Genomic DNA, 22,701 nt, shown 5'->3' with positions numbered 1-22,701 from the left:
GGGATAATAGCGCGGCTTAGCTGGTCGGGGTGTGATTATAAGTCTGAGTGGCGGTGGACTGGCGGGCTACGATCAGAGCCATGGGCGGCGGCCCACGATGAACGAGACGACAAACATCACCAGGAACACCACGAAGAGAATCTTGGCGATTCCCGTCGCGGTGCCGGCAATATCGCCGAAGCTCAATACCGCGGCGACTATGGCGATAAGCAGAAAGCTATGGCCCAACTAAGCATGGCGTTCTCCTGCGAACCTGTCTGGGAGCTGCTGCGCGTCGGCGATACTGCGTTAGAAACAGGTTCTTGGAGGAAAAGGCCGCAAACGCGGCCTTGTTTGTCCGTCACATCTCTACCTGAGTTCCCAGCTCGATCACCCTGTTCAACGGCAACTTGAAATACTTGAGGTTGCTGTTGGCGTTCTTCAGCAAAAACGCGAAAAGACTCTCCCGCCAGCGTGCCATCCCAATGCGCTTGGTGGGAATCACTGTCTCCCGGCTGAGGAAATAGGTCGTGCGCATCGGACTGAAATCCAGCTCATTCAAGTGACACAGACTCAGCGCCATGGGTACGTCAGGCTCCTCCATAAAACCAAAGTGGAGACTGACTCGGAAAAACCCTTCGCCATACGCTTCAACCTCAAACCGCTTGTCAGCACTAACGCGAGGACTGTCTTCAGACACCACGGTGAGCAGCACCACTTGCTCATGCAAGACCTGGTTATGCAGCAAGTTGTGCAGCAACGCATGGGGTACAGCGTCGGCTCTGGCCGTCAGAAACACCGCAGTGCCTTGTACGCGATGGGGAGGCTGCGTGCGGATGCTGGCGATGAATAGCGGTAAAGGCAGCGCGGTTTCATCCAGTCGTTCAACAATGATCTTCCTGCCCCGCTTCCAGGTGGTCATCAAAATGAACAAGCCAATGCCAGCGATCACAGGGAACGCACCACCTTGGAAAATCTTAGGCGCATTGGCGGCGAAATACAGGCCGTCGACCAGCAGAAAACCGAGCAGCATCGGGATGGCCAGCCAGCGCGGTGTTTTCCAGAGGAGCAGCACGACAGCCGAAGAAAGAATGGTGGTGATCAACATGGTGCCCGTCACCGCAACCCCATAGGCAGCGGCCAAGGCACTGGACGACTCGAAACCGATCACCAGCAGCACGACACCGACCATCAATGCCCAGTTAACCGTACCGATGTAAATCTGCCCCTGTTCCTGGCTCGAGGTGTGCTGGATAAACATGCGCGGGACGTACCCTAGCTGTATTGCCTGGCGCGTCAGAGAGAAAGCACCAGAGATCACGGCTTGAGAAGCAATGATCGTGGCGAGAGTAGAGAGAGCAACCATCGGCAGCAGTGCCCAGCTCGGCGCGAGCAGATAGAACGGATTGCGCACAGCCTCCGGATTCTCCAGGATCAGGGCACCCTGGCCAAAATAATTGAGCACCAGCCCTGGCAGCACCAGAATGAACCAGGCACGGGAAATCGGTTTGCGACCAAAGTGGCCCATGTCGGCATACAGCGCTTCAGCACCGGTCAATGCCAACACGACGGCGCCCAAAATTGCCACACCCATGCCCGGATGAACGGCGAAGAACTGCACCGCCCAAGCAGGGTTGAGCGCTTGCAGCACTTCAGGGCGCTGCAAGATGCCGTAGACCCCGAGAGCACCCAACACCACAAACCACAGCACCATGACCGGGCCAAACAGGATGCCGATGCGAGCCGTGCCGTGTTTTTGTATCAAGAACAGCGCCACCAGCACGATCACTGACAAGGGCACGACCCAGTGCTCTATTCCGTCAAACGCCAGCTGCAATCCTTCAACCGCAGAGAGCACCGAAATTGCCGGGGTGATCATGCTGTCCCCGTAAAACAGTGCCGCTCCAAACAGGCCGAGCAGGACCAGTACCTTGCTCATGTGTGGATAAGGGGCGGCTGCGCGGCGGGCCAAAGCCGTCAACGCCATGATGCCGCCCTCACCCTGGTTGTTGGCTCGCAGGATAAACAATACATATTTGATCGAGACGACCCAAATCAGTGACCAAAAGATCAACGACAGAATGCCCAGCACGCCGTCGTGATTTACCTGAACACCGTAGTGGCCGGAAAATACTTCTTTCAGCGTGTAGAGGGGGCTGGTGCCGATGTCCCCGTAAACCACCCCAACAGCAGCGACGAGTAAGCCCACTCCTGAGGCTTTGGATTGGGAGTCTTCGTTTGCAACGGTCGCTGTCTCACTCAAGGGGCGCTTCTCTCAATTAACGGGAAGTAACTGCAAGCCATCCTTGGGCAATACATTTTTCCAGGGCCATAGGAAAAACAAGGCGCATGGACGATCTTAAAAAAACGCGGCCAGTATCGTTGCGGTCAAAAACACCGACCGTAAAGAAAGCGTAAAAATTTTACGGTGATCACACCCATTTTTTCGAACACTGAAGCTTCAGATCGGTTTCGGTTGTATTTTTAATGTGCAGGCGCTTGACCATATAGCAGCAAACGAAAGGAATACTCGTTTACCGAAAACTTCAGAGTCGATGAGAAAAGGTCTAATGCGCCACCAGGGTGTTTATTCTTATGAAAGAACAGCCAACCGGTGGCGGAATCGACAATGAGGTGTTCATGTGGTCGAAGCAATCGATCTCAGATTTTGCATCTCATGCTGATGCAACCACTGTCGGACGCCCGGGTTTGCGTAGGAGATCGAGTCGCGATCCGCTGTAGCGGGATTCGCGGAAGAAACGCCAGCGCCCGAACAAGCCATAGACATGCATGACCCGACCCTGCTCGTGGTACCCCATGCGGATGTGCAATTTGAGCGCCGGGACGTTGTGCGTCTCACAGACGTCCACTACCTTGTTACACCCTTGCGCTTGCATGGTCTGCCACAAACTGATTTGGGCATCGACTGAAAGGGCCGTACCGAAGTAAGGTCGCGTCATCTCGCCGCCGAATTCGAAGAACTCGCCGTCCTTGACCGGGAACCAGCAGCCGTAGTAGTGGCGATCATGGTAATTGCGTTTGCTGCCCCAAATGAAGGCCACGGCATCGTCGTTTTCGTCCAAGTACATATGACCTGTATGCCCTTCGGCGGCCAGTTCGCGCATGGTTTCCACGCGGTCGCCAAAGTGCTTGGTGAACGCATCAGCGTTCTGTGTATCGATGTCGACCTGGCGTAACCCCGAATAGGGTCTGAGCGTGCAGGGTGGCACCGGCGTGACCAAGTCACGCTCCATCCACAGCAGCTCCCAGTGGAAAAACACATAGCGCTCCCACAGTGTACTGAAGGTGCGACGCAGGCCTTTTTGTTTGATTCGGTCTTGTAGCTTCTGCCATGCACTCATGATGTTCTCCCGGCGGAACTGGGGCGCCGTTATAAAAGTCAGTGACAATTGAAATCCACAATGGACAATCAGCAACGTTTCAGTTGAGTGGGTATATGAGCAGCTAATGGACTGCAGTCGATGCGACTCTTGGGATGAAGTGCCAGCCACATCCATACACTTGAAGTGGGTATAGATCAGCGCGGCAGGCACATATCAAAAAGACACCAACAGTTTTGTAACAAACTATTCTGCTTTCCGCTGAATGAAGCTAAGTCTTCGCTGCACATGAATTTTTTAGGCCGCGCCGTCCTTCGCGACCGAGCGATGCCCGCTGGAACCAGCCACTCAGGGGGTATTAAAGAATTCAGGAGCGAATTAGGTTGGAGACGAATGCCCAGTCAGGTTGTGCAGATGCTAGACGCATGTCCTCAACACCTGCTGTTTTTCTGCTGCCTCTCTAGACAGTTTTTTTTGCCTGACAGTTTTGGCAGCAGTGTTGCCAAGTCAGCTAATCGAGCTTCTGCTTTTTCAAGTGGGCGCAAGTCAGAGTCGGTTGACGCCTTTTGACACCATTGATAATGGTCATGCCAAGAGCCTAAAGCCGATTGCAGTGCTTTGAGAGAGCTCGCAGCTTTACACGATAGTGGTGAAAGCTTGGGAAAAGCTTCCGTGAGGTAGCGTGTCCGTTTGACCAGGATGCGCAACTCATGGCGATCAAATCCAGTGTCATCCACGGCAGCATGCAAACGGTTGCCGACTTACCCTCCCCTCTGTGACGACGGACTAGCCGACCGCCACAGAGGGTTTGTATTTACTCCTTCACTTCAACATTATCCAACGCCTGATTCACCGCCAGCTCCCCCAACATCACCACTTGCGTAATCCCCAGCAGCGTCTTGCGGTGCGAGTTATCCAGCAACGCCGCGAAATTGCTGAGCATGGTGGTGGCCGAGCCCAGTGATTCGCTGGCGTTGGCCAGCACGGATTCGGTGTCGTACGCCGGGTTGGCGAGGAACATGGGGTCGGGTTCGTGGGTGCTGGCCATGATGTGGGCACCTGGGTTGAGGTAGTGGTCGAGGGCGCGTTCGGCGGCTTCGTGGAGTTTTTTGGAATCGAGGGATTCGTAGGGGGATGCCGGATCGGTGTCTGGTGGGTTGGGTGTTGGTTTGATCATGGTGAAACTCCTGATTGTTCATTAGGAGCTACCAACATCACTTGCAGATGATGGGTGGCAGCTATGCGCGGGTCTGCAAGACCGGGAAACCAGGAACCCGGCAGACCGTGAAGTCTCCCGCACAAAGCCGCCATTTAACGGACCTGAACGAGCGTCCTGTGACAGGGCTATGCGACTGGTATTCCGGCGGGCTTGCAGACCCGGTCACTGATGAGCAGTGACAGGAATCAAGTTACCGACGGTGCCCTGGACGCACAAGCCGGCGGATTCTGGCGTACGCGTAGGTAATGACGCAAGGCGTTGTAGCCGTTGGGGCGTAACACTGAGTTTCTTTAAACGTGAGCCTTGAAACCTGTTTAAGTGCATCAACAGTCGGGCAAAAAATCCTCGGCTGAAATCTATGGTGTCAGGTCTGACGCTATCGCGAGCAGGCTCACTCCTACAGGGGGTTGTGTCAGGCCCGGGGGCTCGGGGCGGCAATTAGCACGTCCGGTGTCTGGCTGGCACCGGGTTCGGGGTTATCGCTGGCGCTGGTTGATGGGATTACTGGACCGGCCCGGCAACATGCGCGTCAGGGTGTTGTCCCGTACCCAATAGTGATGAAACAGCCCCGCCGCCGCGTGCAAGCCGATCAGCCAGTAACCGGTGCTGCCGAGCAGTTCATGCCAGTATTTGAATTGCTTGGCCAGGTCCGGATCAACGGCCACCGGCGAAGGCAGGTAGAACTCGAAATAAGGCATCGGCTTGCCCCCAGCCGAGAGCATCAGCCAGGCCAATAATGGCGTGGCGATCATCAGCCCATACAACGCCAGGTGCATCAGGTGTGAAACGCCAGTCTGCCATTTAGGCAGTGCCGGGGTAATCGGTGGCCGAGGTGTCAGGCGTCCGAGCAGACGCACCCACACCAAGGCAAAAATGCTCAAGCCGAACAGGCCGTGCAACCCAAGAAACATTCCCCTCAAAGCGTGTCCCTTGGGCAGCAGACCTTTGATTTCGATGCAGGCATACACGCCCACGAACAGCGCCAGCATCAGCCAGTGCAAGGTGATCGAGAGTTTTCCATAGCGTTGTACTGCTGAATCGCGGGTCATAAAGGGCCTCGATAACTTCATTGCCGGCTGCCGAGTCATTCGTGCGGCCGGGGTCCGGTGTGTCACCGCACCGACGGGCGACACCCTGCTCGCCGAGTCTTAAGGCAATCTGAAGACCTTGCCGATCACTCTTTTTGTCACCTTCAGACTTCGTTAAGAAATGCCTCGGATACTCCTCCCACACTGACCCGGGAGGCGCATTCCAATGCCCGATTTTGAATGGAATATCCCTCTACCCCTGCGCTTCGGCCAGGCCGAGACCCCGCTGATGAGTCTGGCCAGAGCGTTGCCGGACGCCGTTGAGCGTCCTGTATTCGAAGCCTTTATCCAGCAACGTTTTCGTAAAGCTCACGGCGCCGATATTCGTCATTTCATGCCGGAGTTGTTCGGTATGGGCAATGCCTCAGGCACGCTCTGTGCGGTGGCGGGTGTGCGGCTGGCCGACGTCGAATCGTTGTTTCTGGAACGTTATCTGGACGAGTCGATAGAGCCGCTGATCAGCGCTGCGGCAGACCGCCCGGTGGATCGCGCCGGCATTGTCGAAGTCGGCAACCTGGCCGCCAGCGACACCGGCAGCGCGCGGATGAGCATCATCGCCATCACTTACTTGCTGGCCATGGGCGGTCTGGAATGGGTGGCGTTTACCGGCAACATCGGCCTGGTCAACAGCTTTCATCGCCTGGGCTTGAAACCCGTGACGCTGTGCGCGGCCGACCCTGAACGGCTGGGTGATGAACGCCAGCACTGGGGCAGTTATTACGAGAGTAAACCCTGGGTACATGTCGGCAACATCCGCGCCGGTTTCATTCATTTGCGCAACATCGGGATGTTCAATCGCCTGGGGTTGCCGACGTCCCTTGAGGAATCCAGCCATGTCGCCTGAAACCGAGCGTTTCAAACAGGCCCTGCGCAGCCATGCCGAGCGCAAGACCAGCGCGATTGCGCTGTGGGGGGATCAGCTGAAAGTGGATTACGCCACGCTGTACGCCGAAGTGGTGTATCGCCAGCAACGGCTGCGCGATGAGCAGGTCAAGGTGATCGCGCTGGCGTTGGACAATGGCGTCGAAGCCATGCTCTGGGACCTGGCGGCGCTGTTCGAAGGCCTGACGTGCCTGACGTTGCCGCCCTTTTTCAGCCCGGCTCAACGCGCCCATTGCCTGGAACAGAGCCAGGCCGAACGGGTGATTGCCGAACCTGCGCTGGAAGACGAACTGCAAACGGCCGGTTACGAGAACAGCGGTGAGTTCTGGCGCCGTACGTTCAGCGGCCCGAACCGCCTGCCGGAAGGGACCGCCAAACTGACCTTCACTTCCGGCACTACGGGGACGCCCAAAGGCGTGTGCCTGAGCGCCGAGAGTTTTTTAACAGTCGCTCGCGAACTGAATCAGGCCAGTAAATCCACCGATCCGCAGCATCACCTGGCCCTGTTGCCCCTGGCGATTTTGCTGGAAAACCTCGGTTGTTATGCCGCGCTGTATGCCGGTGCAACGTTGAGTTTGCCCAGTCAGAAAACTCTCGGAATTCAGGGGGCCAGCGGTGTTGATGTGCCGCGCCTACTCGGTTGCCTGGCGACCCGGGCGCCCGAGAGCCTGATCCTGGTGCCGCAGTTGTTGCTGATGCTGGTCAGCGCCGCCGAGCAGAAAGCTTTCAACCCCTACTCTCTGCGTTTTGCTGCGGTGGGTGGCGCGCGGGTGTCCGAAGAATTGCTGCATCGCGCGCAACGGATCGGCCTGCCGGTTTACGAAGGCTACGGACTGTCGGAGTGCGCCTCGGTGGTGTGCCTCAATCGCCCTGAAGCACGCCGCCCCGGCAGTGTCGGCCGTCCCCTGCCCCACGTAGAGATTCGCCTGGCCGAGGACGGCGAAGTACTGGTCAAGGGTTCGACCTTGCTCGGTTACCTGGGAGAGGCGCCGCACACCGATGAATGGTGGCCGACCGGCGATCTCGGCGAGTTTGACGCCGATGGTTTTCTTTACCTCAAGGGGCGCAAGAAGCATCAATTCGTCACCAGTTTCGGGCGCAACGTCAACCCGGAATGGGTCGAGGCCGAATTGACCCAGCGCCGCCATATCGCCCAGGCCTTCGTCTACGGCGAAGCCATGCCGCGCAACCACGCGTTGCTCTGGCCCCATCGCCCGGAATGCACCGACGGCGAACTGGCCGCTGCCGTCGCCCAGGCCAACGAGGCCTTGCCCGGTTACGCGCAGGTCTATCACTGGACCCGTCTCGATCAACCCTTCTCCCCCGCCAACGGCCTGCTTACCGCCAATGGGCGACCGCGCCGTGACGCCATCGTCGAGCGTTACCGGGCGCAACTGACCGAATCTGTATTTTCCGAGGAATCCGCATCATGAGTTTTTTCGACACGCTGCAAGAAGCCACCCAACACGAACGCCATGAACTGTTCAATCTGCCGGTCATTCGCGATGCGCTTGAGGGCAAGGTCAGTCTGGAAAGCTACCGGGCTTTTCTGGCGCAGGCCTATTACCACGTGCGCCACACCGTGCCGTTGATGATGGCCTGCGGTGCGAAATTGCCGATGCGCCTGGAATGGCTGCGTGAAGCGGTCTGCGAGTACATCGAGGAAGAATACGGCCACGAACAGTGGGTGCTTGACGATATTGAAGCCTGCGGCGGCGACCGGAACGCCGTGCGCGACGGTCGCCCGTCCCTGCCGATCGAATTGATGGTCAGCTTTCTTTACGACCTGATTGCCCGCGACAACCCGGTCGGTCTGTTCGGCATGGTCAATGTGCTGGAAGGCACCAGCATTGCCCTGGCCACCCACGCGGCCGGCAGCATTCGCGAGCGTCTGGACTTGCCGGAAAGCGCCTTCAGTTACCTGAGTTCCCATGGCTCCCTGGACATCGAGCACATGCAGACCTATCGCCGGTTGATGAACGCCCTCGACGATCCGGCCGATCAGGCGGCGGTGATTCACGCCTCTAAAGTGGTGTACGCGCTCTACACCGACATGTTCCGTGGCTTGCCGCGCGACGGGGAGACTTTGCATGCAGCTGCATGAAGCCCGCGTGGTGCTGACCGGTGCCAGCGGCGGCATCGGCCTGGCGATCGCCACCGCCCTGTGTGCCAGTGGCGCCCGGGTGCTGGCGGTGGCTCGGCATCAGGAACCGCTGATGCCTTTGCTTGTGCGCTATCCGCAACACCTGTGCTGGGTCGGCGCGGACCTGACTGTGCTGTCCGACCGGCGCAAGGTGCTGAGTGCAGCCGAGGCGATGGGCGGGGTCAACCTGCTGATCAACGCCGCCGGGGTCAATCACTTCGCGATGCTCGAACAGCTGGAGGACAGCGACGTCCACGCGATGCTGGCAGTGAACATCAGCGCGCCGATCTGCCTGACCAAAACCCTGCTGCCGCTGCTGAAGCAGGCCGAAAGCGCAATGGTGGTGAACGTCGGTTCGACTTACGGCTCCATCGGCTACCCCGGTTACGCCAGCTATTGCGCCACCAAGTTCGCCTTGCGCGGGTTTTCTGAGGCCCTGCGCCGGGAACTGGCGGACACCCGGGTCAGCGTGCTCTACGTCGCCCCGCGCGCCACCCGCACCAGCATGAACAGCCCGGCGGCGCAGGCGTTGAACGATGCGCTCAAGGCCAACGTCGATGACCCGCAAACCGTCGCCGCCGCGGTGATTCATGCGATTGCCGGTGACCGGCGTGACTTGTACCTGGGCTGGCCGGAGCGCTTTTTCGTGCGCCTGAACAGCCTGCTGCCCAATCTGGTGGACAGAGGTTTGCGCAAGCAATTGCCGCTGATCCGTCGCCTGAGTCAGAAGCCCGACAACGAGAACCTCAAACCATGAAAACCATCATCGCTTGCCTGCTGCTGGGGGCTCTGAGCCAGAGCGTCTGGGCGCTGGAGCCCGCCGACCAGCAACGTCTCAAGGACATCCAGCAACGCTGGGCGCACATTCAATACGAAGTGCCGGAGGCGCAACGCACCGCAGCGTTCGAGAAACTGGCGGCCCAGGCGTCCGCGTTTACTCAGCAACGCCAATCCGTGGCGGAAGCCTGGATCTGGTCCGGCATCGTCAGCAGCAGTTGGGCCGGTGCGCAGGGTGGTCTCGGGGCGCTGAGCAAAGTCAAAGCGGCGAAAGTCGACCTGGAAAAAGCCATGGCGCTAGACCCGAAAGCCCTGCAAGGCTCGGCCTATACCAGCCTCGGCGCGTTGTATGACCGCGTCCCCGGCTGGCCCATCGGTTTCGGTGACTCGGACAAGGCCGAACAGTTACTCAAGCAGGCCTTGCAACTCAACCCGGACGGCATCGATAGTCTGTACTTCTGGGGCGATCACCTCTACCGTCAAAAACGCTACAGCGAAGCGCGGGCCGCGCTGCAAAAATCCCTGCAAGCCGCCCCGAGGCCAGGCCGGGAAACCGCCGATGCCGGGCGGCGCAAAGAGATCGAAGCGTTGCTGGTGGACGTGAACAAGAAACTCGACTGACAGGAGTTCGTGTGCGCTTATTACTGATCGAGGACGACGTGGCCCTTGGCGAGGGCATCCATCAAGCCCTGGGCCGCGAAGGCTACACCGTCGATTGGCTGCAGGACGGCACCAGCGCCTTGCACGCGCTGCTCAGTGAAACCTTTGACCTGGCGGTGCTCGACCTCGGCCTGCCGCGCATGGACGGGCTTGAGGTGCTGCGGCGCTTGCGGGACAGCGGCTCCAACCTGCCGGTGCTGATCCTCACTGCGCGGGACGCGACCGAAGACCGCATTGCCGGGCTGGATGCCGGGGCCGACGATTACCTGGTCAAGCCCTTTGATCTGGCGGAACTGAAGGCTCGCTTGCGGGCGTTGTTACGGCGCAGTGCCGGCCGCGCCCAGGTGCTGATCGAACATGCCGGCATCAGCCTGAACCCCGGTACGCAGCAAGTCAGTTATCAAGGCGAACCGGTGGCGCTGACGCCCAAGGAATATCAGTTGCTCCACGAATTGCTCTCGCCGCCGGGCCGGGTCATGACCCGCGATCACTTGATGCAGTTGCTGTATGGCTGGAACGAGGAAGCCGAAAGCAACACCCTGGAAGTGCACATTCATCACCTGCGCAAAAAATTCTCCACCGACCTGATCCGCACCATTCGCGGTGTCGGTTACCTGGTGGAGGAACGTCGATGACGTCGATTCGACGCCGCACCCTCACGCTGATCATTGGCCTGATGCTGGTGGGGGTGGCGGTGATCAGCCTGTTCAACCTGCACGACAGCAATCACGAAATCGCCGAAGTCTACGATGCCCAACTCGCTCAAAACGCCCGGCTCTTGCAGGGCGTGATGCGCATGCCGATGGCCAGCAAGGAACACGCCGAACTGTATCAGGCCTTCAACCAGGCGCTGGGTGAAGCGGAGCCCAGGGTCGACGGCCATCCCTACGAATCCAAAATGGCCTTTCAGGTGTGGAACCGCACCGGTGAAGTGCTGGTGCACACGGCCAGCGCGCCCTCCTTCAACGCGCCGCCGACCAAACCCGGCTTCAGCGACGTGGTGGACCTGAACAACCGCCACTGGCGTGCGTTCCTGCTGGAAGACAAACAGAACGACCTGAGAATCTGGGTCGGTGAACGGGACGACGTGCGTTCGGACCTGGTGGACCGGATCGTGCGGCATACCTTGTGGCCCAACGTGCTGGGCAGCCTGATTCTGGCGGCGATGATCTGGATGGCCATCGGCTGGGGTCTCAAACCGCTGGAAGACATGGCGGCGACCTTGCGCGCGCGGCACAGCGGTTCGCTGGAGCCGCTGCAATTGACCCCGTTACCCAGTGAGCTGGAGCCGATGCAAGCGGCGCTCAACCGCATGCTCGCGCAGATTCAGGAAGTGCTGGGCCGCGAGCGGCGCTTCATCGCTGACGCCGCCCACGAAATGCGCACACCGCTGGCGGTGCTGCGCGTGCATGCACAGAATCTGCTGGAGGCCGGCACTGAACAGGAGCGCCGTGAATCCCTCGAGTTTCTGATTGCCGGCGTCGACCGCACCAGCCGACTGGTCAATCAATTGCTGACCATGGCCCGCCTCGAACCCAAAGGCATGGACCCGGTGTTGCAGCGCATCGACCTGGCACAAACCGTGCGTGACAGCCTTGTGCAGCTGACGCCCTGGTTGCTGAGTAAAAATCTTGAGCTGGCTTTCGACGTCACTGATCGTCCCTTTGAAGTGGTGGCCGACGCTGCTGCCATCGATATCGCCCTGAACAATCTGATCAGCAACGCGGCAAACTTTTCCCCCGAACACGGCGTTATCACGGTGCAGTTGAGTCAAGCGGACGGGTTCTATTCGCTGAGCGTCGAGGATCAGGGCCCCGGCATCGACGAAGCGGATCGCGGGCGATTGTTCGAACGTTTCTACAGTCGCGGGAATGTTCATGGCGCGGGTTTGGGCCTGACCATCGTCAACACCATCGCGACCCGCCTTGGCGGACACATTACGCTGGCCAACCGAACGGAAGGTGGGTTGCGCGCGACGCTGTCCATTCCTGATAGCCAGCCGCGCGATCCGCTGCAGCGCACCACGCGGGAATTGCCGCCGAATGCTTGAGTGAGTTCGACAGGATGCGGTGAACTAGCAGACGCCATCGCGAGCAGGCTCGCTCCCACAGGGTTTGGTGTCGAACACAACACTCGTGCACGACGCCGAACCCATGTGGGAGTGAGCCTGCTCGCGATGGCCGTGGCACATCCAGCCGTGAAGTCATTGTCATGCCAAATTGCAAGCCTTTTACAGCTGCCTCACTTTTTAACACTCGCCAAATAATGCGCCACCAACGCATTCGCATGCCCATGCCCCATACCGTGCTCAACCTTCAGCAAAGCCACCATTTCCATATGCTTCTTGCCGCTCACTGTCCCGAGCAGATCCAGCCAGTGGCTGATGGGCTGGCCATACTTTGTCTCGATTGACGGGAAATACGACGCCGGGCCTTTCACTTTTGTCTCTTCGCTCATGCTGCAAGCTCCCTTGTTCGCGACGAAGTGTCGGTGGACGCTCCTTGTCTTCACCCAACGATTGAAGGTCAGGACGGCTGTGTAGTCCAGTGGGAACAAGCGCTCGGTTAACAAGCAACGATGGAAGCTATCGCGAAGTGCTCTAACGAACTGTCAGTTCTTACAGGTCACTTTCAGTTTGGCTGCAGATACGCTGCGTCCACTGGAATGAATTGAGGTGTTCATCATGTGTCGTAATCGTTATTTATTGCCGCTGGGCGTTAGCTTGTTGGTGATGCTGCCGGTGTTCCGCGATGCCCAAGGTGTCCAGTGGACGCCCTTAACGGACGAAGTGAACTTTCAGTGCGACAACGGCATCACGACGAAGGGTTACAGCGTGTACGTTGTCGGCAACCATCCGAAGCTAGGGAACTGGGATCCGGCCAAGGCTGTGAAGCTCGATCCTGTTGCGTACCCTACATGGACCGGCAGGGTAGAGTTCCCAGGCGCGGACGACGGCAAAGATGTGGAGTGGAAGTGTATTGTGCGCAACGAGAACATACCGACCGATGTGCAGAAGTGGCAGGGCAATCCCAACAACATTGTTAAGTTGACTTTCAGAACAACGAGTATCGGCATGCTCTGAGACGTGAGCGGCCGGGAACCTATGAAGAGCAAGCGCAAGATCAAAAGATCGCAGCCTCGTTTCACTCGACAGCTCCTACAGGGGATTGCGTAGACCGGTTAGGTTGGGCCTAGCAGTAAGGTTTGCTCGCGCTCACACAACTCCACCACGTAATCCCACATCACCCGCAGCCTTACCGACTTGTGCAGCTCCCGCCGCGTGCTGATCCAGTAACTGCGCTCGATGCTCTCATCGGGAAACAACGGCACCAGCTCCGGATCGGCGCTGGCCATGTAGCACGGCAGCACCGCGATCCCCAACCCCGAACGCGCCGCTTGTTGCTGGGCGATGACGCTGGTGCTGTGGAACACCACTTGCGGGTTGCGGCAGAAGCTGTTGAGGAACATCAGTTCCTGGCTGAACAGCAAGTCGTCGACGTAGCCGATCCAGGCGTGGCGGCCGAGGTCTTCGCGGCTGTGCAGCGGGGGTGCCTTGTCGAGGTAGGCCTGGCTGGCGTAGAGCGCCAGTCGATAGTCGGTGAGTTTGCGTGTGACCAGCATGTCAGCGGCCGGGCGTTCGAGGTGGATGCTGATTTCGGCTTCGCGGTTGAGGATGCTGACGAAGCGCGGCACGGCCACCAGTTCCACTTCCAGTCCCGGGTAGCGCTCGAACAGACCATTCATGCGGCTGGCGAGGAACATGATGCCCAGCCCTTCGGTGACGCCGACGCGGATTTTGCCCAGTGGCGCGGTAGATTGGGTGATTTCTTCCTGCGCCAGCAACGCGACGTTTTCCATGGCTTCGGCGTGTTTGAGCAGCGCTTCGCCGGCCGGGGTCAGTTCGTAGCCCTGGGCGTGCTGGACGAATAGCGCAGTGCCGAGGCTCTTTTCGATGGCCTCGATGTGCCGGGCGACGGTGGCGTGGGTGGTGTTCAAACGGCGCGCGGCGGTGAGCAAACGCCCGCTGCGCTGCAACTCGAGAAAAAACCGCAGGTCATTCCAGTCGAACATGAGTCGTCCTTGGGTCTACGCTGGGTGAGGCGCTGTCTGAAAACGCACAGCGGCTGCGCAAAAACTAACATTCTTTTGACGAAAGCTAACAACTAGGATGACCGACAACAAGAACAACAATACGAGGTCAGGGATGCAGACTTCCCTTGATGAATTCGACTACATCGTGGTCGGCGCCGGGCCGGCCGGTTGTTTGCTGGCCAATCGGCTGTCGGCCAACCCGCAACACCGCGTATTGCTGCTCGAAGCCGGCGGCCGCGATAACTATGCGTGGATTCACATCCCCGTGGGTTACCTGTTCTGCATCGGCAACCCGCGCACCGACTGGTGCTTCAAGACCGAAGCGCAACCCGGCCTGCAAGGTCGCGCGTTGAGTTATCCGCGCGGCAAAGTGCTGGGCGGCTGTTCCTCAATCAACGGCATGATCTACATGCGTGGCCAGGCCGGCGACTTTGACGGCTGGGCCGCCGACGGCAATCCAGGCTGGAGCTGGAACGACGTCCTGCCGCTGTTCAAGAAAAGCGAAAACCATTTTGCCGGCGACTCGGAGTTTCACGGCGCCGCAGGGGAATGGCGGATCGAGCGTCAACGGCTGTCGTGGCCGATTCTGGATGCGTTTCGCAGCGCTGCCGAGCAAAGCGGCATCGCCAGCATCGATGATTTCAACCAGGGCGATAACGAAGGCTGCGGCTATTTCCAGGTCAATCAGAAGGCCGGGATTCGCTGGAACGCGGCCAAGGCGTTTCTCAAACCGATCCGCAATCGCGCCAATCTCACCGTGCTGACCGATGTCGAAGTGGACCGCGTGCTGCTGGAAAACGGCCGCGCATCGGCGGTCAGCACGCGATATCAAGGTCAGGCGAAAACCTTCAAGGCGCGCAAGGAAATCGTGTTGTGCGCAGGCTCCGTCGGTTCGCCGAGCATCCTGCAACGCTCCGGGATCGGCCCTCGCCCGCTGCTTGAGAAACTGGGCATCGGTGTGGCCCATGAGCTGCCCGGTGTGGGCGGTAATCTGCAGGATCACCTGCAACTGCGGCTGATCTACAAACTGGAAAACGCGCGCACCCTCAACCAGATCGCCGGCAGCGTGTGGGGCAAGATGGGCATGGGCCTGCGTTATCTGTATGACCGTAGCGGCCCGCTGTCGATGGCGCCGAGTCAGCTCGGGGCGTTTGCCCGGTCAGGTCCGGAACAGACCTCGGCCAATCTTGAATACCACGTGCAGCCGTTGTCGCTGGAACGCTTCGGCGAACCGCTGCACGCCTTCCCTGCTTTTACGGCGTCGGTTTGCGATCTGAGACCACAGAGCCGTGGTCGCGTGGAAATCCGTTCTGCTGATCCGCAGGAAGCGCCGTTGATTCAGCCCAATTACTTGAGTCATCCGGAGGATTTGCGGGTAGCCGCTGATGCCATTCGCCTGACCCGACGCATCGTTGCAGCGCCGGCCTTGCAAGCGTTCAAACCGGTCGAGTATTTGCCCGGTGACAGCTTGCAGAGTGAAGAGGAACTGCACGAAGCCGCGGCGCGGATTGGCACGACGATTTTCCATCCGGTGGGGACCTGTCGGATGGGCAATGATGTGGATGCGGTGGTGGATGCCGAGTTGTGTGTTCACGGGATTCCTGGTCTGCGCGTTGCTGATGCTTCGATCATGCCGCGCATTACCTCGGGCAATACGTGTTCGCCTACGCTGATGATTGCCGAAAAAGCTGCACAACTGATCCTCAACCCCAACACAAGGAACATCACCCCGGAGAAGGAACTGCTGACTAACGCCTGAATCACACCCGTAGGAGCGAACGGTGCGGCGATCCGACTTGCCCGCGAAGAACGATGACGCGGTGTATCAGGTCTGACGCCTTCGCGAGCAAGCTTCGCTCCTACAGATTGATATTCACCCCGCTTTATGGATGCGCGGCACCCGCCTACAAGGCCGGCGCCGACAGTGGAACAACAAAAACAATCACTGTGAGGGATACCGATATGTCAGAACATGTTCAGCCGCTGGATGCCGCGCGCAGCGTCGACACCAGCCCAGACACCCGCAAAGTCATCTTCGCGTCGTCACTCGGGACAGTTTTCGAGTGGTACGACTTTTTCCTCTACGGCGCCCTCGCGGCGGTGATCAGCAAACAGTTTTTCGCCGGGGTCAACGACACCACGGCGTTCATCTTTGCGCTGATGGCCTTCGCTGCCGGTTTCATCGTGAGGCCATTCGGCGCGTTGGTGTTCGGACGGCTGGGAGACATGATCGGGCGTAAATACACCTTCCTCGCGACCATCGTCCTCATGGGCGTGGCGACCTTTTGCGTCGGGCTACTACCGACTTACGCAAGCATCGGCATCGCCGCGCCGATCATCCTCGTGGTGCTTCGCATGCTGCAGGGCCTGGCCCTGGGCGGTGAGTACGGCGGCGCCGCGACGTATGTCGCCGAACACGCGCCGATGGGTAAACGCGGCTTCCACACCAGCTGGATTCAGTCCACTGCGACCCTCGGCCTGTTGCTGTCGCTGCTGGTCGTACTGGGTTGCCGCTACTTCACCGGTGACCAGTTTGAAGTCTGGGGCTGGCGGATTCCGTTCCTGTTTTCGATCGTTCTGCTGGGCATCTCGACCTGGATTCGCCTGAGCCTGCACGAGTCGCCGGCCTTCGTGAAAATGAAAGAGGAAGGCAAGCTCTGCAAGTCGCCACTGCGTGATTCCTTCGGCAAATGGGAAAACCTCAAAGTCGTACTGATTGCGCTGTTCAGCATCAACGCCGGGCAAGCCGTCACCTTCTATGCGGCGCAGTTCTACGTGCTGTTTTTTCTCACCCAGTTCCTGAAGATGGACCCGGCGCTGGCCAACAGTCTGCTGATTGTCAGCGTGATTATCGGCGCGCCGTTCTTCATCTTTTTTGGCTGGCTGTCGGACAAGATCGGGCGCAAACCGATACTGATGATTGGCCTGCTGCTGGCCACCGCGCTGTACTTCCCGATTTTCAAATCCATCGCCCACTACGCCAACCCGGCCATCGACCAAGCCAGCCGTCAGGCACCGATCACCGTGCTGGCGGACCCGGCCACTTGCACGTTCCAGTTCGATCCGGTGGGCAAGGCGAAATTTGACAGCCCGTGCGACAAGGTCAAAACCTTCCTGGTCAAACAGGGCCTGCCTTACAGCAGCGAAGCCGCGCCGGCCGGTAGCGGCGTGCAGGTCAGCGTCGGTGACGTGAAGCTTGATGGCTTCGACGAAGCGGCCCTGCGCGGTGCGGTGACCCTGGCGGGGTATCCGTCACAAGCCGATACGCAACAGGTCAACAAGGCCATGATCGTAGCGCTGATGGTGGTGCTGATCATCATTTCCGCCATGTGCTACGGCCCGCTGGCGGCGCTGATGGTCGAACTGTTCCCGACCCGCATCCGCTACACCTCAATGTCCCTGCCCTACCACATCGGCAACGGCTGGTTCGGCGGCTTCCTGCCGACGGTGTCGTTTGCATTGGTGGTGTATACCGGGGACATCTTCTATGGGCTGTGGTACCCGGTGGTGATTACCGCGGTGAGTCTGGTGGTGGGGATGATCTGTTTGCGTGAGACGAAAAACGTGGATCTCGATAAAAACTGAGCCCACCACAATCCCCTGAGACCTCTGTGGCCTCTGTGGCCTCTGTGGCCTCTGTGGCGAGGGAGCTTGCTCCCGCTGGGTGGCGAAGTCACCCCAATCCAGCCAACTCGATTGATCTGACACACCGAGGCGGCTGTTTTGGGCCTGCTGCGCAGGCCAGCGGGAGCAAGCTCCCTCGCCACAGGTTAAGCTCAACGACATCGGCAGCCCCGCCATTTCACAGACCGAGGCACCATGATCATTTCATCCGCATCCGACTACCGCGAGGCAGCACGTCGCAAACTCCCGCGTTTTTTGTTCGATTACATCGATGGCGGCGCTTATGCAGAGCATACGCTGAGGGCCAACAGCGCCGATCTCGCAGGCATCAGCCTGCGTCAGCGCATTCTGAAAAACGTCGAAACCCTTAGCCTGGAAACCACCCTCTTCGATCAACCGCTTTCAATGCCCGTCATCCTGGCGCCAGTCGGCCTGACGGGCATGTTCGCCCGCCGAGGTGAAGTGCAGGCGGTCAAGGCAGCGCAAAACAAAGGCATTCCCCTGTGCCTTTCAACCGTGTCGGTGTGTTCGATCGAGGAAGTCGCGGCGCAGAGCCAGCAATCCATCTGGTTTCAGCTGTACGTGCTCAAAGACCGGGGCTTCATGAAAAACGCCCTGGAGCGTGCGAAGGCCGCCGGGGTAAAAAACCTGGTGTTCACCGTCGACATGCCCACGCCCGGCGCCCGATACCGGGACGCGCATTCCGGCATGTCAGGTCCTTTTGCATCTTCGCGGCGAATGCTTCAGGCCATGACCCGGCCCGACTGGGCGTTCAATGTCGGCGTCATGGGCCGTCCACACGACCTGGGCAACATCTCGAAGTACCTGGGCAAAGCCGTCACGCTCGAAGATTACATGGGCTGGCTGGCCAATAATTTCGACCCTTCGATCAGCTGGAGCGATCTGGAGTGGATTCGTGATTTCTGGAAAGGCCCGATGATCATCAAAGGCATCCTCGACCCTCAGGATGCCAGGGACGCAGTCAGCTTTGGCGCGGATGGCATCGTGGTGTCGAACCACGGCGGGCGGCAGCTCGACGGCGTACTCTCCACCGCCAAGGCCTTGCCGCCGATCATGCAGGCGGTGGGAAATGATCTGACGGTGCTGGTCGACTCGGGTATTCGCTCGGGGCTTGATGTCGTGCGGATGCTGGCGCTCGGTGCGAAAGGCGTATTGCTGGGGCGATCCATGGCCTATGCACTGGCGGCCGATGGTCAACGCGGAGTTGAGAATATGCTGGATATTTTCGCCAAGGAAATGCGCGTGGCCATGACGCTGACCGGAGTGACTTCGATTGGCCAGATTGATGAATCGACGCTGATCGAAGCGGTACGAATGGGCTGAATACTGACGCTGAAAACGCCCCTATTCCCTGTAGGAGCTGTCGAGTGAAACGAGGCTGCGATCTTTTGATCTTGTTTTTACAAAAGCAAAGTCAAAAGATCGCAGCCTCGTTTCACTCGACAGCTGCTACAGGGGGCCGCCGTGGCATTTTCGCGGGCCTCACTCAACGTCTTTGAGCACCTCAAACGTGACTTGATCGGGATAGTACGCCACATAGCCGCGTATCTGATCGACCGACACTTTAGGCTTTTCATAGCGCCACACCGCGTTAGCGCCCTCATGCCCCGGGATTTGCAGACTGTAATAAGTGGCGTCGCCCTTGTACGGGCAATAGGTCGTGTGATCGGTACGGGCATAATACTGTTCGGCAATGTCCTCCCATGGAACGTAGTAGACCGGAGGATAATTGGCCTCGAGCAGCACCAGTGCGCGCGAGGATGCAGCCACCTGAATACCGTGAAACTTCACCAGCAGGATGCCTGGCTGCTCCGCGATGGTGATGACAGGACTGGGACCGTTGCTTTTCATGGAATACGTTCCTCATGACGGTGATGGACCTGTGGGAGCGTGCGGCGCGGCGATCCGACTTGCCCGCGATGGGTCGCGCAGCAGCCCCAAAACCTGAGACCACGACTGTCAGGTATAACCCAAAATTCGCCGACACGACGGCCCCGCAGCCGAACGGGCCGTTTTACCTGCCGCAAACAAACGCAACAGCTTTGCTGTACATCCATACAGATAAAGATTGATCCATTGCTCAGCACCGGCCATTCTGTGCACCTCTTGCACATTTGATGAACGACGGTGGTTATGCAGCTGTACCTCTGTGAAAAACCTTCCCAGGCCAAAGACATCGCGGCAGTACTCGGCGCCAAGCGTCGGGGCGACGGTTGCTGGCTGGGAACGGATGTCACGGTGACCTGGTGCATCGGCCATCTGCTGGAAACCGCACCGCCGGATGCCTATGACGCGCGCTACAAGCGCTGGGTGCTGGCGGATCTGCCGATCATTCCGGAAAAATGGAAGATGACGGTCAAACCGCGCACGGCCAGCCAGTACAAGGCGGTCAAACGCTTGCTCGGCGAGGCGGATGAGCTGGTGATTGCCACCGACGCCGACCGTGAGGGCGAGATGATTGCCCGGGAATTGGTCGAGCATTGCCGCTATCGCGGGCCGATCCGGCGACTGTGGCTGTCGGCGCTGGATGATGCGTCGATCCGCAAGGCGCTGGCGGCGCTCAAACCGGGTGTCGAGACCTTCAGCCTCTATCATTCGGCGCTGGGACGCTCCCGGGCCGACTGGTTGATCGGAATGAACATGAGTCGGCTGTTCACGCTGCTGGGGCGACAGTCCGGCTATCAGGGCGTGTTGCCGGTGGGCCGGGTGCAGACACCGACCTTGCGGCTGGTGGTGGATCGCGACCGCAGCATTGCCGACTTCGTGCCGGTCGCGTATTGGGCCATCGACGTGCAACTGTTGCACGACGGCACGGCGTTCACCGCCCAGTGGCGCGCGGTATCCGACGTCTGTGACGATCAGGATCGCTGCCTGAATCAGGCGCTGGCCCAGCAAGCGGCCGCCGCCATCAGCAGCGCGGCGAGTGCCCGGGTGATCAAGCTGCGCACCGAGCGGATGCGTGAAGTCGCGCCGTTGCCGTTCGACTTGGGCACTTTGCAGGAAGTCTGCTCGAAGAAGCTCGGGCTCGGCGCCCAGGAAACCCTCGACATCGCCCAGGCGCTCTACGAAACCCACAAGGTCATCACCTACCCGCGCAGCGATTGCGGTTTCCTGCCGTTGAGTCAGCACAGCGAAGCCCCGGGCATTCTCGCCGCGCTCCGGCAGGCCGATCCATCGCTGAACGCCTTGAACGATCACCTGGAGCCACAGCGCCGCTCACGCGCCTGGAACGATGCCAAGGTCACGGCTCACCACGGCATCATCCCGACGGCGGCGGCCAAGCATCTTGATCGACTGGTGGGCAAGCAGCGCGCGGTCTACACCCTGATCCGCGCGCGCTATCTGGCGCAGTTTCTGCCCAACCATGAATACGACCGAACCCAGGCTGACTTCGATTGCGCCGGTGAAGCCTTGCGTGCCGTCGGCAAGCAGATCGTCGAGCCCGGCTGGAAACGTGCCCTGCCCGAAGCGCTCGCCCCGGCGAAGGGTCGCGAGGCACCGGCACCGCAAACACTGCCGGCATTGGCCGAAGGGTGTGACTGCAAGGTGGCCGATGTAAAGCTCAAGGACCTCTGGACTCAACCGCCCAAGCCGTTCACGGAAGGCGACCTGATCAAAGCGATGAAGAACGTCGCCAAACTGGTGGAAGACCCGCTGCTCAAACAGAAGCTCAAGGACACCACCGGCATTGGCACCGAAGCCACCCGCGCCTCGATCATCCAGGGCCTGCTCGACCGCGGTTATCTGATCAAGAACGGCAAAGCCCTGGCTGCGACCCCGGCCGCCTTCAGCCTGATCGATGCAGTGCCGCGCGCCATTGCCGACCCCGGCACCACGGCCATCTGGGAACAGGCGCTGGACATGGTGCAAAGTGGCGACATGAGCCTGGAAGAATTCGTCACAAAACAGGCCGCGTGGATGAGCAAACAAGTTGCCCGTTGCGCCGGTCTGAGCCTGACCATCAGTGGGCCAGCGAGCCCGGCCGGTCGGGGTGCTGCACCATGGAAAAACAAACGAAAGCCGGCCAAGCGCAAGCCGTCGACGGGCGTCAAACGCGCCGCAAAACCGGCAAGCAAAGCTTGATGGCACTTCGAATGGGCAGTGATGGTCTAGTGTTCTTCAAGCTTGGCGATGGCCCCATTCTCTGAAAAGACAACGCAGCCTCGTTTCACTCGACAGCTGCTACAGGAATCTTGTTTATGATTATCGTGCACCACCTGAACAACTCCCGCTCCCAACGGATTCTCTGGCTGCTTGAAGAGCTGGCAATTCCTTATGAACTGAAACGCTATCAGCGCGACCCGAAAACCAATCTTGCACCGCCGGAATTGAAAGCGATCAACGCCCTGGGCAAATCGCCGGTCATTGAGGATGGCGCGCAGAAACTGATCGAGTCCTCCGCGATCATCGACTACCTGATCCGCCGCCATGGCCAGGGGCGCCTGCAACCCGATCCGTCGACCCCCGCCTACGACGAATACGTCCAGTGGCTGCACTTCGCCGAAGGCTCGGCCATGCTGCCGCTGATGTTGAACCTGTACGTCGGGCGTCTGGGTGAGGCCGGTGCACCGCTGCATCCGCGCATCAACTCGGAAGTGGCGAACTACCTCGGCTACCTCGACACGGCATTGAGTCAATCCGATTACCTGCTCGGTGATGAATTCAGCGCTGCGGATATCCAGATGAGCTTTATCGGCGAGATCGCCCGGGCTCAGGGCAAACTGGGCAACTACCCTCATGTAGCGGCCTGGGTACAACGCTTTCAGGCACGCCCTGCTTACGCTGCTGCGTTGAAGACAGGTGGGACGTACGACTTCGCGCCCCACTGAGTGATCCCGAAAGGGCCACGGATGGCCCTGCGATCTGGAGCGAGCC

Annotated in this window: 21 protein-coding genes and 1 pseudogene; 13 read left to right on the top strand and 9 right to left on the bottom strand. The window is 59.4% G+C overall.

What is annotated here, in order from left to right:
- Positions 1–72: 72 nt before the first annotated feature.
- The 6 genes and pseudogenes from ACYZTY_RS10690 to ACYZTY_RS10665 form a co-directional block, all read right to left on the bottom strand.
- Positions 73–236: pseudogene (locus ACYZTY_RS10690) on the bottom strand (DUF1328 domain-containing protein).
- A 104-nt stretch (positions 237–340) separates the two neighbouring features.
- Entirely contained in the window at positions 341–2,242 is a 1,902-nt protein-coding gene (locus tag ACYZTY_RS10685; protein WP_461958442.1) for a potassium transporter Kup, read from the bottom strand.
- A gap of 412 nt (positions 2,243–2,654) precedes the next feature.
- Positions 2,655–3,341: an N-acetyltransferase gene (locus tag ACYZTY_RS10680; protein WP_461958441.1), complete on the bottom strand. Its 687-nt coding sequence runs from the start codon at positions 3,339–3,341 to the stop codon at positions 2,655–2,657.
- 410 nt (positions 3,342–3,751) lie between these two features.
- A complete protein-coding gene (locus ACYZTY_RS10675) occupies positions 3,752–4,057 on the bottom strand; it encodes a CHAD domain-containing protein (RefSeq protein WP_461958440.1) in 306 nt (101 codons plus the stop codon).
- A 77-nt stretch (positions 4,058–4,134) separates the two neighbouring features.
- Positions 4,135–4,497 carry a DUF6124 family protein gene (locus tag ACYZTY_RS10670; protein ID WP_461958439.1) on the bottom strand — a complete coding sequence of 121 codons (363 nt, stop codon included), beginning with the start codon at positions 4,495–4,497 and terminating at the stop codon, positions 4,135–4,137.
- Positions 4,498–5,015: 518 nt separating this feature from the next.
- Positions 5,016–5,588 carry a cytochrome b gene (locus ACYZTY_RS10665; protein WP_461958438.1) on the bottom strand — a complete coding sequence of 191 codons (573 nt, stop codon included), beginning with the start codon at positions 5,586–5,588 and terminating at the stop codon, positions 5,016–5,018.
- 205 nt (positions 5,589–5,793) lie between these two features.
- Here ACYZTY_RS10665 and ACYZTY_RS10660 point away from each other — a divergent pair, with 205 nt between their 5' ends.
- From ACYZTY_RS10660 to ACYZTY_RS10630, 7 genes are read left to right on the top strand one after another with little or no spacing between them, the layout of a single operon-like run.
- Positions 5,794–6,471: a thermostable hemolysin gene (locus ACYZTY_RS10660; protein WP_461958437.1), complete on the top strand. Its 678-nt coding sequence runs from the start codon at positions 5,794–5,796 to the stop codon at positions 6,469–6,471.
- On the top strand, positions 6,461–7,942 hold the full coding sequence (locus tag ACYZTY_RS10655; RefSeq protein ID WP_461958436.1) for an AMP-binding protein: 1,482 nt from the start codon (positions 6,461–6,463) through the stop codon (positions 7,940–7,942). The genes ACYZTY_RS10660 and ACYZTY_RS10655 overlap by 11 nt, the downstream gene beginning before the upstream one ends.
- On the top strand, positions 7,939–8,613 hold the full coding sequence (locus ACYZTY_RS10650) for a TenA family transcriptional regulator (RefSeq protein ID WP_461958435.1): 675 nt from the start codon (positions 7,939–7,941) through the stop codon (positions 8,611–8,613). Before ACYZTY_RS10655 ends, ACYZTY_RS10650 begins: the two co-directional genes overlap by 4 nt.
- Complete coding sequence (locus tag ACYZTY_RS10645; RefSeq protein ID WP_461958434.1) at positions 8,600–9,409, top strand: SDR family oxidoreductase; 810 nt, start codon at positions 8,600–8,602, stop codon at positions 9,407–9,409. Before ACYZTY_RS10650 ends, ACYZTY_RS10645 begins: the two co-directional genes overlap by 14 nt.
- Complete coding sequence (locus ACYZTY_RS10640) at positions 9,406–10,050, top strand: tetratricopeptide repeat protein (RefSeq protein WP_461958433.1); 645 nt, start codon at positions 9,406–9,408, stop codon at positions 10,048–10,050. The genes ACYZTY_RS10645 and ACYZTY_RS10640 overlap by 4 nt, the downstream gene beginning before the upstream one ends.
- 11 nt (positions 10,051–10,061) lie before the next feature.
- Positions 10,062–10,724, top strand: a complete 663-nt coding sequence (locus ACYZTY_RS10635; protein ID WP_461958432.1) for a response regulator — start codon at positions 10,062–10,064, stop codon at positions 10,722–10,724.
- Complete coding sequence (locus ACYZTY_RS10630) at positions 10,721–12,139, top strand: ATP-binding protein (RefSeq protein ID WP_461958431.1); 1,419 nt, start codon at positions 10,721–10,723, stop codon at positions 12,137–12,139. The genes ACYZTY_RS10635 and ACYZTY_RS10630 overlap by 4 nt, the downstream gene beginning before the upstream one ends.
- Positions 12,140–12,330: 191 nt before the next feature.
- On the opposite strand, the gene ACYZTY_RS10625 is transcribed toward ACYZTY_RS10630, so the two are convergent.
- Positions 12,331–12,546, bottom strand: a complete 216-nt coding sequence (locus ACYZTY_RS10625; protein ID WP_461958430.1) for a DUF4287 domain-containing protein — start codon at positions 12,544–12,546, stop codon at positions 12,331–12,333.
- Positions 12,547–12,772: 226 nt separating this feature from the next.
- On the opposite strand from ACYZTY_RS10625, the gene ACYZTY_RS10620 reads away from it, so the two are divergent.
- A complete protein-coding gene (locus tag ACYZTY_RS10620; protein WP_461958429.1) occupies positions 12,773–13,171 on the top strand; it encodes a carbohydrate-binding module family 20 domain-containing protein in 399 nt (132 codons plus the stop codon).
- A gap of 98 nt (positions 13,172–13,269) precedes the next feature.
- Here the strand turns inward: ACYZTY_RS10620 and ACYZTY_RS10615 are convergent, their stop codons facing one another.
- On the bottom strand, positions 13,270–14,160 hold the full coding sequence (locus ACYZTY_RS10615) for a LysR family transcriptional regulator (protein ID WP_461958428.1): 891 nt from the start codon (positions 14,158–14,160) through the stop codon (positions 13,270–13,272).
- 133 nt (positions 14,161–14,293) lie between these two features.
- Here ACYZTY_RS10615 and ACYZTY_RS10610 point away from each other — a divergent pair, with 133 nt between their 5' ends.
- From ACYZTY_RS10610 to lldD, 3 genes are all read left to right on the top strand, one after another.
- A complete protein-coding gene (locus ACYZTY_RS10610; protein ID WP_461958427.1) occupies positions 14,294–15,940 on the top strand; it encodes a GMC family oxidoreductase in 1,647 nt (548 codons plus the stop codon).
- A 203-nt stretch (positions 15,941–16,143) separates the two neighbouring features.
- Positions 16,144–17,766 (top strand): MFS transporter, encoded by a 1,623-nt coding sequence (locus tag ACYZTY_RS10605; RefSeq protein WP_461958426.1) that lies wholly within the window; start codon positions 16,144–16,146, stop codon positions 17,764–17,766.
- A 234-nt stretch (positions 17,767–18,000) separates the two neighbouring features.
- On the top strand, positions 18,001–19,149 hold the full coding sequence (gene lldD / locus ACYZTY_RS10600) for an FMN-dependent L-lactate dehydrogenase LldD (protein ID WP_461958425.1): 1,149 nt from the start codon (positions 18,001–18,003) through the stop codon (positions 19,147–19,149).
- A gap of 159 nt (positions 19,150–19,308) precedes the next feature.
- Here lldD and ACYZTY_RS10595 read toward each other — a convergent pair whose 3' ends face one another.
- Complete coding sequence (locus tag ACYZTY_RS10595; protein WP_461958424.1) at positions 19,309–19,677, bottom strand: DUF427 domain-containing protein; 369 nt, start codon at positions 19,675–19,677, stop codon at positions 19,309–19,311.
- A 282-nt stretch (positions 19,678–19,959) separates the two neighbouring features.
- On the opposite strand from ACYZTY_RS10595, the gene ACYZTY_RS10590 reads away from it, so the two are divergent.
- Together ACYZTY_RS10590 and ACYZTY_RS10585 are read left to right on the top strand one after the other, a co-directional pair.
- Positions 19,960–21,909, top strand: a complete 1,950-nt coding sequence (locus ACYZTY_RS10590; RefSeq protein ID WP_461958423.1) for a DNA topoisomerase III — start codon at positions 19,960–19,962, stop codon at positions 21,907–21,909.
- Between the two features lie 116 nt (positions 21,910–22,025).
- Positions 22,026–22,655 carry a glutathione S-transferase family protein gene (locus tag ACYZTY_RS10585; protein ID WP_461958422.1) on the top strand — a complete coding sequence of 210 codons (630 nt, stop codon included), beginning with the start codon at positions 22,026–22,028 and terminating at the stop codon, positions 22,653–22,655.
- Positions 22,656–22,701: the final 46 nt, after the last annotated feature.

It is taken from the genome of Pseudomonas sp. LB1P83, assembly GCF_054897885.1.
Note: the sequence above shows the minus strand (reverse complement) of the source record. Positions and strands in the feature narration are given on the sequence as shown.